Here is a 14,647-nt window from a genome sequence, read left to right as displayed (position 1 = left end):
TCCTCACAACGAACCCTGACCCTTTTTTCTTTACATAAAAAACCAGGTCTTACTATGGATACTAAAAAACTACTTAAGCACGTGCCCTGGGCCTTACTCGGGATCCTCGGCGCTTTCTGTCTGGCGGTTGTCGCATTACGCCGGGGCGAACACGTCAGCGCCCTGTGGATCGTGGTCGCGTCGGTCTCCGTCTACCTTGTGGCCTATCGCTACTACAGCTTGTACATCGCGCAGAAGGTCATGAAGCTCGACCCGACGCGCGCCACCCCGGCGGTCATTAACAATGACGGTCTGAACTACGTGCCAACCAACCGCTACGTGCTGTTTGGTCACCACTTTGCCGCTATCGCCGGTGCTGGCCCGCTGGTTGGCCCGGTACTGGCCGCCCAGATGGGCTACCTGCCGGGTACGCTCTGGCTGCTGGCGGGCGTGGTGCTGGCGGGGGCGGTGCAGGACTTTATGGTGCTGTTTATCTCCTCGCGCCGTAACGGTTCGTCGCTGGGCGAGATGATCAAAGAAGAGATGGGCCGCGTGCCGGGCACTATCGCCCTCTTCGGCTGCTTCCTGATCATGATCATCATCCTCGCAGTGCTGGCGCTGATCGTGGTGAAAGCGCTGGCCGAAAGTCCGTGGGGCGTCTTCACCGTCTGCTCTACCGTACCGATTGCGCTGTTCATGGGCATCTATATGCGCTTCCTGCGTCCTGGGCGCGTGGGTGAAGTGTCGGTCATTGGTATCGTACTGCTGGTCGCCTCCATCTACTTCGGCGGCGTGATTGCGCACGACCCGTACTGGGGCCCGGCGCTGACCTTTAAAGACACCACCATCACCTTCGCGCTGATCGGTTACGCGTTCGTTTCCGCCCTGCTGCCGGTGTGGCTGATTCTCGCTCCGCGCGACTACCTGGCGACCTTCCTGAAAATCGGTGTCATCGTCGGGCTGGCGATCGGGATTGTCATCATCAACCCTGAGCTGAAAATGCCGGCGGTGACGCAGTACATTGACGGCACCGGTCCGCTGTGGAAAGGCGCCCTGTTCCCGTTCCTGTTTATTACCATCGCCTGCGGCGCCGTGTCTGGCTTCCACGCGCTGATCGCCTCCGGCACCACGCCGAAGCTGATGGCTAACGAAACCGACGCGCGCTTTATCGGTTACGGCGCGATGCTGATGGAGTCCTTCGTGGCGATCATGGCGCTGGTTGCGGCCTCGATTATCGAGCCAGGCCTGTACTTCGCGATGAACACTCCACCGGCGGGTCTGGGCATCACCATGCCAAACCTGCATGAGATGGGCGGGGAAAATACCGCGCTGATCATGGCGCAGCTGAAAGAGGCCAGCGCACACGCGGCGGCGACCGTCAGCTCCTGGGGCTTCGTGATCTCGCCTGAGCAGATCATGCAGACCGCGAAGGACATTGGCGAACCGTCCGTGCTGAACCGCGCAGGTGGCGCGCCGACGCTGGCCGTGGGTATCGCACACGTGTTCCACAAAGTGCTGCCGTGGGCGGACATGGGCTTCTGGTACCACTTCGGTATTCTGTTCGAAGCGCTGTTCATCCTCACCGCGCTGGATGCCGGTACCCGTGCGGGCCGCTTCATGCTGCAGGATCTGCTGGGCAACTTCGTGCCGTTCCTGAAGAAAACCGACTCTCTGGTAGCGGGTGTTCTGGGTACTGCCGGGTGCGTAGGCCTGTGGGGCTACCTGCTGTATCAGGGCGTTGTCGACCCGCTCGGCGGCGTGAAGAGCCTGTGGCCACTGTTCGGTATATCTAACCAGATGCTGGCAGCCGTTGCCCTGGTGCTCGGTACCGTCGTCCTCGTGAAGATGAAACGCACCAAATACATCTGGGTGACCGTGGTTCCTGCGCTGTGGCTGCTGCTCTGCACCACCTGGGCGCTGGGCCTGAAGCTGTTCAGCACCAACCCGCAGCTGGAAGGCTTCTTCTTCATGGCTAACCAGTACAAAGAGAAGATTGCCGCAGGCGGCGCGGATCTGACCGCGCAGCAGATTGCCAACATGAACCATATCGTGGTGAACAACTACACCAACGCGGGTCTGAGCATTCTGTTCCTGGTGGTGGTGTACAGCATTATCTTCTACGGCATCAAAACCTGGATGAAAGTGCGCAACACCGAAGGCCGTACGGATAAAGAGACCCCGTACGTGCCGGTGCCGGAAGGCGGCGTGAAGACCTCTTCACACCATTAATTAAGCCTGTCACTGTAGGCCCGGATCGCTGCGCGCCTCCGGGCTTCTTCTATCTGGAACCCTCAATGTTTGGTAACTTAGGCGAAGCAAAAAAATACCTCGGTCAGGCGGCGAAAATGCTGATTGGCATTCCGGACTATGACAACTACGTTGAGCATATGAAGACCAACCATCCGGATAAGCCGTACATGACCTACACCGAATTCTTCCGCGAGCGTCAGGAAGCGCGCTACGGCGGAAGTGGAGAAGGCGGCGTCCGCTGCTGCTAAAGGAGAGACCATGACCCCGATTGCCGTTACCCTGCTGACCGGTTTCCTCGGCGCCGGTAAAACCACCCTGCTGCGCCACATCCTGAACGAGCAGCACGGCTTCAAAATCGCCGTCATCGAAAACGAATTTGGCGAAGTCTCCGTTGACGATCAATTAATCGGAGACCGCGCCACGCAAATCAAAACCCTGACCAACGGCTGCATCTGCTGCACCCGCTCTAACGAGCTGGAAGACGCCCTGCTGGACCTGCTCGACAGCCGCGATCGCGGTGACATCGGCTTCGATCGCCTGGTGATCGAGTGCACCGGCATGGCCGACCCCGGCCCGATTATTCAGACCTTTTTCTCGCACGATATTCTTTGCCAGCGCTACCTGCTGGACGGGGTGATTGCCCTGGTAGACGCGGTCCACGCCGACGAGCAGATGAACCAGTTCACCATTGCCCAGTCCCAGGTGGGCTACGCCGACCGCATTCTGCTGACCAAAACCGACGTGGCAGGCGACAGCGAAAAACTCCGCGAGCGCCTGAAGCGCATCAACTCGCGCGCGCCGATTTATACGGTGACACATGGCGATATCGATCTATCCCAGCTGTTTAACACCAACGGCTTTATGCTGGAGGAGAACGTCACCACGAAACCGCGCTTCCACTTTATGGGAGACAAGCAAAACGATGTGGCGTCGATTGTGGTGGAGCTGGACTATCCGGTGGACATCAGCGAGGTCTCGCGGGTAATGGAAAACCTGCTGCTTTCGTTTGCCGACAAGCTGCTGCGCTACAAAGGCATGCTGTGGATCGACGGCGAGCCGAACCGCCTGCTGTTTCAGGGCGTACAGCGCCTGTACAGCGCCGACTGGGACCGCCCGTGGGGCGATGAAGCGCCGCATAGCGTGATGGTGTTTATTGGTATCCAGCTGCCGGAAGAAGAAATCCGAGCAGCGTTTGCGGGTCTGAAGAAATAACCGCCTTGCTTCCCCTCTCCCCTGTGGGGAGAGGGGAAGGATGAGAGGTAAAATTATTTCAACGCCTCCGGCAGCGTCACAATCCACAGTTCGCTCTCTGACTCCGGCTTCTTCAGCGGCTTCACGCTGAGCGTGGTTTCCACCGGTTTATCATCCAGCGTCAGCTTGCCTTCCTCGTTCACCCGATAGTCCTTGAGCTTTTTGCCCTCGACCGGATGCTGCATCGCCACCTTCACGCCAAAGTCGTTATCGTTCGCCACCGCAAGCCGTTTGCCGTCGATCAGCGCCAGCCCTTCGGCCTTCTCCTGCTTCCAGCCCAGCGCGCGCAGATCGACGACCTGCGTTTTTGCTGCAAGGGTAATGCCGCGCTGTGCCAGGGTTTTCTCATCATCAAACTCCGGGTACCCGCCCGGCTTGTCGAAAGCGGTCAGGTCGCTCGCCTTGCTGAGATCCACCTTGTAGATAAGGTTACGCATCGCGTCATTTTTATCCTCACCCTGTTCAATCAGCAGGATGTGCTGGTCGTCCAGCGCCACGATGTCGCCGATTTTAGCGTCGTTGTTTTTGCTGTAGGCCGCGCTGTCGATGGGGTAGCCGTACATCGCCGTTTTCCCGGTCGCCGGGTCGAAGCTGACCAGACGCGTAAACAGCGCCTGCTTTTTGCTCTTACCGTCGATATCCAGCGTGCTTTGCACGGCGGCGATAATCCGCCCGTCCGGCATCCGGGTCAGGCCTTCAAAGCCCCGGTTCGGCTGGCGCCATTTGATAACATTTGGCAGACCGCCCGCGATGGATTTTTCCCCTTCCGCCGCCTGCGGCCCGTGGATCGCCAGAATTTTCCCTTTGCTGTCGACGTTAATCAGGAACGGGCCATACTCGTCGCACAGCCAGAAGCCGCCCTTGCCGTCCGGGGTGATGCCTTCCGTGTCCAGCCCGCGGTTGTCACCCTTCAGAATTTTGAGGGTATCGCTGAACGCCACCTCATTGGTGGCTCCAATCACGCCGCTTTGCAGCGGCAGGCCGTTAATCTCGCCTTTATCATCATGCAGCGGGCGGGCATCCGTTGCCTCCGCTTTGCCGTTCTGAACGCGGATGGTCATCAGCAGCGGCGCGAAATCCGGCGTGACAAAAATTTTGGCTTCGTTTTTACCCATTTTGGGCGCATCGGCGTTAGGACCGCGATCGGTCACGGTCGCGAAGGTCAGAGCATCGCCCTGCTTGCCCGTAAACAGCAGGCCGGAGCCAATCCCTACCGGGAGTCCATTCGGAAACGCACCGGCAAACGCGCCGCTGTATTTCACGTGTGAGCCGTCAGGGAAGCTGACAACATAGCGCTCAGCCGTGGGCTGCGCCGCCAGGCCAGAGAAAGAGAGCGTAAAGCCGATAAGCACAGGAATGATTTTTCTTTTCATATTGTTAGCATCCGGAAAGTGAAGCCCACAACGTAATGAACAAACGTGTCAGAAAAATGACATGGAAAGGAAACGTGGCCGGACATCTGAACGAATAATGACCATAAAAATGTAAAAATTTGTTTTTTTATGTGATTTTAGAAATGGAATTGGAAATTATTAGAAGCGCAATTAATGCATCTCAAATCACTATCCCTGCCTCGTTCAGATTTCGTTTAGTCAAAAAATTAAACTGTTCCTCAACGCCTCAAATTTGCGCGTTGACACACCGACAACCCAACTTAAGCGTTACAAATAAAGATAAAAGAATTAACAATTACAGCATGAAAAGTCGATTTGCATCACATTTGCAGTCATAAACATCGCTTGTTAAGGTGCCCCCAGATTAATTTGATGATGAGGCACGAAACATGAAAAAACTGAACACTCTTCTTCTTTCTGCACTGACCGCCATTTCGGGTTCCGCACTGGCAATGGGCGGCAGCATTGAGCAGGGTAAAAACTTTACCAACCTCAACCTGGAAATGGGCAAATCCTCATCCGGTGTTTATCTCGAAAGTAACTGGCTGAAAAACACCGACGACGGTACCCAGACCGGTGGCGTGGGCGCAGGCTACAACCTGGAAGTGGGCCCGGTGATGCTGAATGCAGGCGCAAAAGCCATCTACATCGGCCCGAAAAAAGGCGATAACGGCGTGGCCTTCCCGATTGGCGGCGGCGTAAACGTTGCGCTGACCGACAGCATCCACGTCTATGGCGAAGGCTATGCGGCACCAGAAGGCCTGAACAACAGCGTGAAAAACTACGTTGAAGCTAACGGCGGCGTAAGCTGGACCCCAATCAAACCGGTTACGCTGAAAGTGGGCTACCGCCACGTGAGCGTTGACGGTAAAGATGGTCGTCCAAACCACACCCTGATTGATGGCGCATATGTCGGCGGTGGAGTTAGCTTCTGATGAAACACCGCATTACCGCGCTTTGCGTTCTGAGCCTCACGCTGATGCTCACCGGCTGCGTCCAGTACAAATGGGTAAAACCGGGCGTGAGCGACGCTGAGATGAATAAAAAGCTTACGGAATGCGAAGCGCAGGCCCTGATCGATCTGCCTCCGGATAACGTGGTGACCGGTTCGAGCTCGGAAAAAACGGACAAAAAGAACAAGAAAAAGGATATTTCCACGAGCTACACGGTTGAAGACGCGAATGAATATCGCCGGGATACGTTAGTCGACAGCTGCATGTTCAAAAGCGGCTGGGACAAGATCGAAGTACAGTAATCAACTGAAAAAACCTGCCAACCGGCAGGTTTTTTTATTACCTCTTACTTACGCACCACCACCAGCTTCTGGTTCACAAACTCTTTGATCCCCAGATCCGACAGCTCGCGTCCGTAGCCGGAACGCTTCACGCCGCCGAACGGCAGCTCTGCTGCGGTATCGGTGAGCCAGTTGATGTACACCATCCCTGTCTCGATCCGCGACGCCATTTTCTTCGCGCGCTCGATGTCCTGGCTGAACACCGCCCCGCCCAGGCCGTAGTGGGAGTCGTTCGCCAGCGCGACCGCTTCGTCGTCGTTTTTCACCACGTACATCTGCGCAACCGGGCCGAAGAACTCTTCGAAGTACGCCGGGTTATCGCGGGAGATATTCGTCAGGATCGTCGGTTCGAAGAAGCTCCCGTCGCGCTGCACCGGCTTGCCGCCAAAGTGCAGCGTGGCACCGTTTTTCACCGCCTCGTTAACCTGTTTGGTCAGCGTTTCCAGCGCATCTTTGGAAGAGAGCGGCCCCAGCGTGGTGCTCTCGTCCAGCGGATCGCCAATCTTCACCTGCTTAAACGCCTCGGTAAATTTGCTGAGGAACGCGTCGGCAATTTTCTCGTGCAGGATAAAACGCTTCGCCGCGGTACAGACCTGCCCGGCGTTGTTGAGCCGCGCATTCACGCCAATCTTAACCGCTTTATCCAGGTCCGCGTCGTCCAGCACCACGAAGACGTCGTTACCGCCCAGTTCGAGGGTCGATTTCTTAATGTGCTTCGCCGCCTGCGCGGCCACCACGCTGCCTGCCTTTTCGGAGCCGGTTAGCGCTGCGCCCTGCACGCGATCGTCTGCGATGATATTCGCCACCTGTTCGGACGAGATAAACAGGTTCGTCCACGCCCCTTCCGGCGCGCCCGCCTCGCGCACTAGATGTGCAAAGGTCTCGGCGCAGTGCGGCACGATGCTGGCATGCTTGGCGATAACGGGGTTACCCGCCGCCAGGTTTGGTGCCAGGACGCGCATCAGCTGGTAGTACGGGAAGTTCCACGGCTCGACGGCCATCAGCACGCCGATGGGGTGATGCTCCACCCACGCTTCCCCAAGTTCAGAGTCGTACTTCACCGGGGCGAGGAACTGCTTCGCGTTGTCGGCGTAGTAGCGGGCGATCTGCGCGCACAGCTTCACCTCGCCGCGGCTCTGTTCGATGAGCTTACCCATCTCCTGGCTGGCGATTTTGGCCAGATCCTCCACGCGCTCGTCGATCAGGTCGGCAAGCTTATGCAGCACCGGCAGGCGCTGGCTGATGTCGCCTTTCGCCCATTCCGAATGGTAAAGCGCATCGGCCGCCTTCAGCGCCGCTTCGATATCCGCGTCGGTATGTGAGGGGTATTCTTTGATGAGCTGGTTAGTGGCAGGATTTACTGTCTGATAAGCCATATCGAATCTCCATGTTTTACCGCTTAGGGTATTAAGGGTAGTCAACATGACTGGCTGTGGACGTAAAGTTGGGTATATCCGGAAGGTTCTGAGTTAAGCAGTGCCGGACGGTTCGCTGACGTGGTATAAAAAACGTCCAGAAGGAGTTTCCATGACCGATACCCGACACGTTCGCCAGACTTTTCACCGCGCCAGGGGCCTTGAGCTGCGCAGCACCTGGCAAAGCACGCGGGCGTACAAACGCCACTGTCACCCTCAACTCTCCATCGGCGCGATTGTTGAGGGCCAGACCTGCTGCGTGTGCCATGACCAAGAGTACATTCTTCATCCCGGGGACCTCATTGCGATCCCGGCTTATGTGCCGCACAGCTGCAACCCCGTCGACGGGCAGCCGCGCAGCTACCATATGCTCTATATCGACACCGATCTTCCTCTGGCGCTACAGGTGATTCGTAACCCTGCCCTGTTTGCCCATTACCTGGACGTCGTTAAGACAATGTCTCCAGCGTCCGTGGAGGCGCTACTTTCTGCCCTTCCCCGCTGCGCGGATAACGCAGACGCGCTTCGCCCAACCAGCCAGCAGGTTCAGGAGGCGTTTCTTTCCAATCTCACCAGCCCGCCCTCTCTCGACGAACTTGCCCAACGCTTCTCGCTGCGCAAGGAGACGCTGATCCGCACCTTCCGGCAGGACACCGGCCTGACGCCGGGCAGCTTCCTCAACATCTCCCGCGTGGAGTTCGCCAAAGCGCGGCTACGTGCCGGGGACGACATCGCCGACGTCGGCTACCAGAGCGGCTTTGCCGACCAGAGCCATTTTCATAAGACCTTCGTCAGCTATACCGCCGCCACGCCGCGCCAGTACGCCACGGGCCGATCAATATCAGACAATAAATAGGTTCTGCAGCGCCGTAGCCTGTCCTCAGATGGTTAACTGAGGTCTCTATGGAACTGTTCTTCCCTTCCGCTTTTCTCTCTCTGGCGCTGGCGCATTTTGTTGCGCTGTTGAGCCCGGGTCCGGATTTTTTCCTGCTTGTGGGCTACGCGGCGCGCTATCGGCTGCGCGGCAGCGCCGGGCTGTGCGTCGGCATCGCCGCGGGTAACGCGCTCTATATTGTTCTGGTGATTATCGGCTGGAGCGCGCTGCGCCAGTTTACGTGGCTGTTTACGCTTATCGAGGTATGCGGGGCGCTGTACCTGCTGTGGATCGGCTCGCATCTGGTGCGCAGCCAACCGCAGGCGCTGACGCTTGCAGAAACCCGACAGCGGTGCCCTTCTCTGATGAAGCAGATCCTGCTGGGGCTGGGGTCGGCGCTGTTAAATCCAAAAAATGCGCTGTTCTACCTGGCGCTGATGACGGCGTTACTCGGGCCGGACGTCACGCTGCTTCAGCAGGCGACCTGCGGCGTCTGGATGGTGATGGTGGTGCTGGCGTGGGATCTGGCGCTGGTGTCGATGATGGGGCTATCGGCGGTGCAACAGAAGCTCAGGCGTTCGCTGTGGTGGATTGAGCGCACGGCGGGCGTGGTGCTGATGGGGTTTGGCGGGTGGGTGCTGTGGCGATTTTTGCACTTTTCCCCCGCTTCCCTCTATCCTTAACCCATGGAAAAAATCGCTGAACTCAAACGCGCCAAGCTGCTGGCGCTGTCGCTGCTGCTGATTGCCGCCGCGGCCTTTGTCACCACCCTCTTCCTGCCGCAGACCTTCTGGGTGCGCGGCGTCAAAGCCATTGCCGAGGCGGCGATGGTCGGCGCGCTGGCGGACTGGTTTGCCGTCGTCGCGCTGTTCCGCCGGGTGCCGATTCCCTTTATCTCGCGGCATACGGCGATCATCCCGCGCAATAAGGACCGAATCGGCGACAATCTTGGCCAGTTCGTGCAGGAGAAGTTTCTTGATACTCAGTCGCTTGTGGCGCTGATCCGCCGCTATGAGCCAGCGCAGATGATTGGCGCCTGGTTCAGCAAGCCCGACAACGCCCAGCGTGTCGGGCTGCATCTGATGCAGGTGATGAGCGGTTTTCTTGAGCTGACCGATGACGGACGTATTCAGCGCCTGCTTAAACGGGCGGTGCATAAGGCCATCGATAAGGTGGATTTCACCGAAACCAGCGCCGTCATGCTGGAGAGCATGACCAAAAATAACCGCCATCAGGTACTGCTGGACGCCATCATCAACCGCCTGATTACCCTGATTCAGCGGGAAAGCACGCGGGAGTTTATTGCCGATCAGATTGTCCACTGGCTCAAAACCGAGCATCCGCGCAAGGCGATGGTGCTCCCCACGGAGTGGCTGGGCGATCAAAGCGCGGAGATGGTGTCGAACGCGGTGAACACGCTGCTGGACGATATCAGCCACGACCGCACGCACCAGATCCGTCAGGCGTTCGACCGCGCCACGCTGAAGCTTATCGACAACCTGAAAAACGATCCGGAAATGACGGCGAAAGCCGACAACATCAAGCACTACCTGAAAAACGATGAGGCGTTTAACCGCTATCTGGGCGAGATGTGGGCTGACCTGCGCCAGTGGTTGAAGGCGGATATGCAGAGCGAGGATTCGCGCGTGAAGCAGCGCATCGCCAACGCCGGGCTGTGGTTTGGCGAAACGCTAACAAACGACGCCAGCCTGCGCGCGTCGCTGAACGAGCATCTGGAGCAGGCCGCGCACCGCGTCGCGCCAGATTTCGCCGCGTTCCTGACCCGCCACATCAGCGACACGGTCAAAAGCTGGGACGCCAAAGACATGTCCCGCCAGATTGAGCTGAACATCGGCAAAGACCTGCAGTTCATCCGCGTCAACGGCACGCTGGTGGGCGGGACGATAGGCCTCATCCTGTTCTTACTCTCGCAAGTCCCAACGCTTATCCATTCAGCGTCCTGAGGATCAGCGCCTTCATGCTGGTAATAGCTGCATCGGGGGAGGCGCTCCCCTGATGCAGGGCGATACCCAGCTCTCCTGCATCTGGCAGCAGGTGGTTGTCGATCCGTAACGTCTCGGGCAGACCAATACGCGTGCGGAGCGTAATACCCAGCCCCGCGCTAACTCCCGCCCACAGCCCGCTCAGGCTATAGCTGGTATAAGCGATACGCCAGGGAATACCTGCGGCATCCAGTGCCGCGATGGCCCGGCTTCGCAGGAGGCAGGGCGCGTCAAACATCACCAGCGGGAGCGGCTCACCTCGTTGCAGAAGGACCTCAATGTCCTCGCGGGACCGGCAAATCCATGCCAGCGGTTCGCTTCGCACGTAGTCGCCTTCTCGACCTTCCTGCCAGACCATCGCCAGATCGAGTTCATTCGCCGCCACGCCGCGTAGCAGCGGCGGGTTACGATCGACGCGTGCCGTCATGCGAAGCTCAGGGTGTTGTCTGTGAAAATCGCCGAGGACCTTCGGCATCACGGACTCGCCAAAGTCCTCCTGCATACCCAGCCGTACCTCGCCCTGAAGCAACTCACCTCTGATAGCCCGGAGCGCTTCATCATTTAATACCAGCATGCGTCGGGCGTAGCTCAGCAGAATTTCACCCTCTCGGGTCAGTGCCAGCGTACGCCCCTGCTTAACCGTCAGAGCCATGCCACACTGCTGCTCCAGCTTTTTTAACTGGGCACTGACCGCAGAGGTGGACCGACACAGCCTGTCCGCCGCCTCGGCAAAACTGGCGGACTGAATCCCCTCCACAAAGCTGCGCAGCGCGTCCAGGTCTAATGTTGAAAAGCGTTTATCCATATCATCCTCATTTTCAGGACATTCAGTCCTGAACATTGCGATTTTATTTATGGTGGCAGCCTGCGAGAGTGATTTCCAGACGACAGGAGGAATAAAAATGAGCACAACACTGAATCGCGACACGCTTGCGCAGGTTTCCCCTAAGCTGGCGGAACTGAGCCAGCAGGTACTTTTTGGCGATATCTGGCAGCGTCCGCAGTTAGCCCCGCGGGATCGCAGTCTGATCACGCTTGCCGCGCTGGCAGCCCTGGGGCGCACCGCGCAGCTTCCCTGGCATATCGGCTTCGCCCGGCAAAACGGCGTGACGGACGACGAAATAGCCGAAGCGTTTACCCATCTGGCGTTTTACGCAGGCTGGCCGGCCGCCGTCAGCGCGCTGAGCAGCCTTGCAGAGGAGAAACAATAATGCCGTTTGTTCGTATCATGACGGGTGACCGCTATAGCGAGATGCAGCAAAAGCAGATCTCGGACATTCTGCACCAGGCGCTGACGGAAACCTTCGCCGTTCCCGCACAGGACAGGTTCCATTTTTTTGAATGCTTCGCGGCCGGGGATCGATACATTGATCGGCACTATCTCAGCACGGGCAGAACGGAGGGGGCGATACTGTTTAATATCGTTGCTGGTAAGCCGAGGAGCAATGAACAGAAATCTGCCCTCTACCGCCAGCTGGCTGCGCAACTGAATGAGAAGATGGGCATTGAAGGTGGAGACGTGATGGTCGTTATCCAGTTTACGGCCGCTGAGGACTGGAGCTTCAGCGGCGGCAAACGCTATCAGCCCTGAATGACGTAGCGCGTGGCGGCGAAACGGTTCAGGATCAAATGCACCAGAAAGACCATCGTCAGCGTCGCCACCAGCGAAAAGGTCACGGAGGTGATGCGATAGAGATCGCTGAACACCAGGTCACTGTCCGGGTGCATATTCTGCCCGAACATAATGCCGATGGTCGTGATGCTGGAAAACCCCACGCCCGCGCCCACTTTCTCCATCACGTGTAGCCGCGCGCCAAACGCCAGGCCGAGGCCAATCAGCGGCATCATCAGCAGCATATGGCTGCTGTGATCGTAGAGGATAAGCTGCACCACCAGAATGTAGAGGCAGCCCAGCACTACCCCGACCACGCGCCAGATGGAGCTCATCACCGCGCCGCGGTAGTGCATAGGGAACAGGATCAGAATTCCTGCCATCAGCGCCGAGAGCGAATCGCTTAAGTCGCTAATCTGAAACACCACGAAAATCATCGTCGCGACGCTGCCGGAGAGCAGCGACTCGTGGCGCACGCGGGCGTGGTCTTTCTCAATCAGCGGCGGCGGCTTGCGGGGCTCCACGTCCGGCAGCAGGTAGTTCATCAGCGCGCTCAGGCACACCGCCATCACGCTCGCTTCAATGTTGGAAAACAGCAGCGTGTGCCAGTTGGTGGTGGGGTAGCTCATAAAGTTGAGCATTACGCTCTGGCACACAACGCCCATCGAGCCGAAGAGGAACAGCGGCCCTTTGCTCATAAAGCGAAAACGCATCACGTAAAGAGCAAATACCACCAGCGTCATGATGACCGGCCATTGGGAAAGATAGCCGATGATAATCACCATTTCGACGCAGTTCAGCGATGCGCTGAAGATAAACTGCTTCGCCACGTGGCGGTTAAACACCGGCACCAGCGAGAGGAGCATGATCGGATAGACCACGAAAAACACGCCGTAGCTGGTGTTGTAGAAGCTCGATATGCTCAGGGCAATCATCCCGGCAAAAACGATGCGCAGGGTCTGGCGAAAGTCGTTTGCCGTGTAGACGATGTTGCCGTGCGGGGTAAAGACCCGCGCCAGCGTATTAATAGACATAGTGAAGCAGGCTCACCAGGTGGATCTGCATTCCGGAGAAGAAGCGCGCAAACGGCCCTTCGCTGTTGTAGAGCTGCACGGTCGCCCGCGCGCCGGTTGGCAGCGGCTTCGGCAGCGGCTCGTCCAGCGTGACGTGAATGCGCATGCGCTGGGCGTCTCGTACCCAGCGGTTAGAGGTCTCCGGCTGGGAGAGCTGGCCGTTAACCGCCTCCTGGCCTGCGAGGATCCCCGCGTCGCTGCTGGCCACGTGGGCGCGGAACACCTGCCCCGGGAAGGCGTCAAACACTACGGCGGCATCGGTGCCCTGACGGGTATGGCGCAGGCTCTTCTCGCGGAAATCGGCCACGATATCGGTCTGGTTGTTTACCAGCGCCAGCGCGGCGGAGCCGGATGAGGCGTAAAAACCGGGGCTTAACTGCAGGTTACTGACCGTGCCGTCCGCCTGGGCGTAGACCTTTGTCCAGCCGAGGTTCAGCTCTGCTTCATCCAGCGCGTTGCGGTATTTTTGCAGCGTCACGTTGCGGTGTTCTTCGCGCTCGCCGCGCTGGATGCGCAGGTTCCGGATGTTGGCCTGAATCGTGCTGACGGACTGCTCGCTGCTCTGCCAGGCGGTGCGGACCTTATCCAGATCCGCCTGCGAGACGTTCTGTAACGTGCTCAGCTTCTGATAGCGTTCGAAGGTCACCTTGTCGTTACGCGCGGTCAGCACCGCGGTTTTCAGGCTGGCCTGCGCGGCGGCGATCTGCGCGTCCAGCTGTTCGTTAGAGAGACGCGCCTGCTCCAGCGCGATTTGCGCCGCTTCCACTTTATTGCGAAACGGCGTGTCGTCGAGCTCAAACAGCAGATCGCCTTTCTTCACCTGGCTGTTGTTGTGGACATGTACCGCCGCCACGTAGCCGGAGACGCGCGGAGAAACCGGCGTCACCACGCGCATGACGGTGGAGTCCGGCGTCAGCGGGATCCAGATATCCGCGACGACAAAATAGATAAACATCAGCAGGAAAGAGGCAATACTCACCCTTACCCAGCGGGCAAACTTTTGTTCAGGGGTCATTATTTTTCGGTCTTGTTGTCTTCTTCGCGGATTGTCCGCAAATTGCAGGCGATTTGATTTAACGTGGCGCTGAAAATCTCGATATGCTCCGGCGCGATGTGTTGCGACACGCGTGCCTGATAGGTCTCAATCACCTGAGTGAGCCTTTTTAATATGGCTTTTCCCTCAGGCGTCAGCGTCAGAAGCCGGATGCGCTTGTCATAAGGCGATGTGGTGCGCAGCAGGTAACCCTGTTTTTCCAGCTGTGTCAGGGTGCGCATCAGCGGCGGCAGTTCAATACCCTGCACCTCCGCCAGCTCACTCATTGAGACGTTATCCCCGAGCTGATGAAGCTGCATCATCACCGTCCAGCTCGACTGGGTTAAGCCGGTATCGAGAATGGCATCATCGATCACCGCACGCCACTGGCGCACGATCATCGCCATCCGCATGCCCATCGGCCTGCGGCTAAACAGCGCTTCTTCACTCATGGGGAAACCTCTCATCA

Annotated in this window: 16 protein-coding genes; 10 read left to right on the top strand and 6 right to left on the bottom strand. The window is 58.1% G+C overall.

All coding sequences use genetic code 11. The features are described from left to right. The first annotated feature begins 54 nt into the window (after window positions 1–54). The 3 genes from ACMGGH_RS08450 (at window position 55) to yjiA (ending at window position 3,441) form a co-directional block, all read left to right on the top strand. Complete coding sequence (locus tag ACMGGH_RS08450) at window positions 55–2,208, top strand: carbon starvation CstA family protein (RefSeq protein WP_028015394.1); 2,154 nt, start codon at window positions 55–57, stop codon at window positions 2,206–2,208. A 65-nt stretch (window positions 2,209–2,273) separates the two neighbouring features. Next, window positions 2,274–2,477, top strand: a complete 204-nt coding sequence (locus tag ACMGGH_RS08445; RefSeq protein WP_003856610.1) for a YbdD/YjiX family protein — start codon at window positions 2,274–2,276, stop codon at window positions 2,475–2,477. A 10-nt stretch (window positions 2,478–2,487) separates the two neighbouring features. Beyond that, the gene (gene yjiA, locus ACMGGH_RS08440; RefSeq protein WP_232948653.1) at window positions 2,488–3,441 is read left to right on the top strand and encodes a GTPase; all 954 of its coding nucleotides are present in this window, start codon (window positions 2,488–2,490) and stop codon (window positions 3,439–3,441) included. A gap of 53 nt (window positions 3,442–3,494) precedes the next feature. Here the strand turns inward: yjiA and ACMGGH_RS08435 are convergent, their stop codons facing one another. Then, window positions 3,495–4,853 carry an esterase-like activity of phytase family protein gene (locus ACMGGH_RS08435; protein ID WP_232948654.1) on the bottom strand — a complete coding sequence of 453 codons (1,359 nt, stop codon included), beginning with the start codon at window positions 4,851–4,853 and terminating at the stop codon, window positions 3,495–3,497. Window positions 4,854–5,263: 410 nt separating this feature from the next. On the opposite strand from ACMGGH_RS08435, the gene ACMGGH_RS08430 reads away from it, so the two are divergent. Together ACMGGH_RS08430 and ACMGGH_RS08425 are read left to right on the top strand one after the other, a co-directional pair. Beyond that, window positions 5,264–5,809 carry a YfaZ family outer membrane protein gene (locus ACMGGH_RS08430; protein WP_232948655.1) on the top strand — a complete coding sequence of 182 codons (546 nt, stop codon included), beginning with the start codon at window positions 5,264–5,266 and terminating at the stop codon, window positions 5,807–5,809. Then, window positions 5,809–6,129: a hypothetical protein gene (locus ACMGGH_RS08425; RefSeq protein WP_028015390.1), complete on the top strand. Its 321-nt coding sequence runs from the start codon at window positions 5,809–5,811 to the stop codon at window positions 6,127–6,129. The genes ACMGGH_RS08430 and ACMGGH_RS08425 overlap by 1 nt, the downstream gene beginning before the upstream one ends. Window positions 6,130–6,173: 44 nt before the next feature. Here ACMGGH_RS08425 and ACMGGH_RS08420 read toward each other — a convergent pair whose 3' ends face one another. Continuing rightward, entirely contained in the window at window positions 6,174–7,544 is a 1,371-nt protein-coding gene (locus ACMGGH_RS08420; RefSeq protein ID WP_047363849.1) for an NAD-dependent succinate-semialdehyde dehydrogenase, read from the bottom strand. Window positions 7,545–7,695: 151 nt separating this feature from the next. Here ACMGGH_RS08420 and ACMGGH_RS08415 point away from each other — a divergent pair, with 151 nt between their 5' ends. Genes ACMGGH_RS08415 through ACMGGH_RS08405 form a run of 3 tightly spaced genes read left to right on the top strand, consistent with a single transcriptional unit; the run spans window position 7,696 to window position 10,421 of the window. Further along, entirely contained in the window at window positions 7,696–8,439 is a 744-nt protein-coding gene (locus tag ACMGGH_RS08415; protein ID WP_219357862.1) for an AraC family transcriptional regulator, read from the top strand. A 47-nt stretch (window positions 8,440–8,486) separates the two neighbouring features. After that, window positions 8,487–9,140, top strand: a complete 654-nt coding sequence (locus ACMGGH_RS08410; protein ID WP_232948656.1) for a LysE family translocator — start codon at window positions 8,487–8,489, stop codon at window positions 9,138–9,140. Window positions 9,141–9,143: 3 nt separating this feature from the next. Then, on the top strand, window positions 9,144–10,421 hold the full coding sequence (locus tag ACMGGH_RS08405; protein ID WP_232948657.1) for a DUF445 domain-containing protein: 1,278 nt from the start codon (window positions 9,144–9,146) through the stop codon (window positions 10,419–10,421). Here ACMGGH_RS08405 and ACMGGH_RS08400 read toward each other — a convergent pair. Further along, window positions 10,402–11,265, bottom strand: a complete 864-nt coding sequence (locus ACMGGH_RS08400) for a LysR substrate-binding domain-containing protein (RefSeq protein WP_232948658.1) — start codon at window positions 11,263–11,265, stop codon at window positions 10,402–10,404. The two genes, ACMGGH_RS08405 and ACMGGH_RS08400, sit on opposite strands and share 20 nt — an antisense overlap. Before the next feature lie 97 nt (window positions 11,266–11,362). On the opposite strand from ACMGGH_RS08400, the gene ACMGGH_RS08395 reads away from it, so the two are divergent. Beyond that, window positions 11,363–11,671 (top strand): carboxymuconolactone decarboxylase family protein, encoded by a 309-nt coding sequence (locus ACMGGH_RS08395; RefSeq protein ID WP_028015385.1) that lies wholly within the window; start codon window positions 11,363–11,365, stop codon window positions 11,669–11,671. Beyond that, entirely contained in the window at window positions 11,671–12,051 is a 381-nt protein-coding gene (locus ACMGGH_RS08390) for a tautomerase family protein (protein WP_100171022.1), read from the top strand. Before ACMGGH_RS08395 ends, ACMGGH_RS08390 begins: the two co-directional genes overlap by 1 nt. Here the strand turns inward: ACMGGH_RS08390 and ACMGGH_RS08385 are convergent. The 3 genes from ACMGGH_RS08385 to ACMGGH_RS08375 are packed head-to-tail and all read right to left on the bottom strand — an operon-like array spanning window position 12,042 to window position 14,630. After that, complete coding sequence (locus ACMGGH_RS08385) at window positions 12,042–13,106, bottom strand: DUF2955 domain-containing protein (RefSeq protein ID WP_232948659.1); 1,065 nt, start codon at window positions 13,104–13,106, stop codon at window positions 12,042–12,044. The genes ACMGGH_RS08390 and ACMGGH_RS08385 overlap by 10 nt on opposite strands. Continuing rightward, on the bottom strand, window positions 13,096–14,163 hold the full coding sequence (locus ACMGGH_RS08380) for an HlyD family secretion protein (RefSeq protein ID WP_028015382.1): 1,068 nt from the start codon (window positions 14,161–14,163) through the stop codon (window positions 13,096–13,098). Before ACMGGH_RS08380 ends, ACMGGH_RS08385 begins: the two co-directional genes overlap by 11 nt. Then, entirely contained in the window at window positions 14,160–14,630 is a 471-nt protein-coding gene (locus ACMGGH_RS08375; protein ID WP_028015381.1) for a MarR family winged helix-turn-helix transcriptional regulator, read from the bottom strand. Before ACMGGH_RS08375 ends, ACMGGH_RS08380 begins: the two co-directional genes overlap by 4 nt. Window positions 14,631–14,647 lie beyond the last annotated feature (17 nt).

It is taken from the genome of Enterobacter sp. BNK-16 (assembly GCF_048684955.1).
Lineage (GTDB): Bacteria > Pseudomonadota > Gammaproteobacteria > Enterobacterales > Enterobacteriaceae > Enterobacter > Enterobacter bugandensis.
The sequence above is the reverse complement of the archived record's forward strand: the minus strand, read 5'-3'. Positions and strand labels throughout refer to the sequence as shown.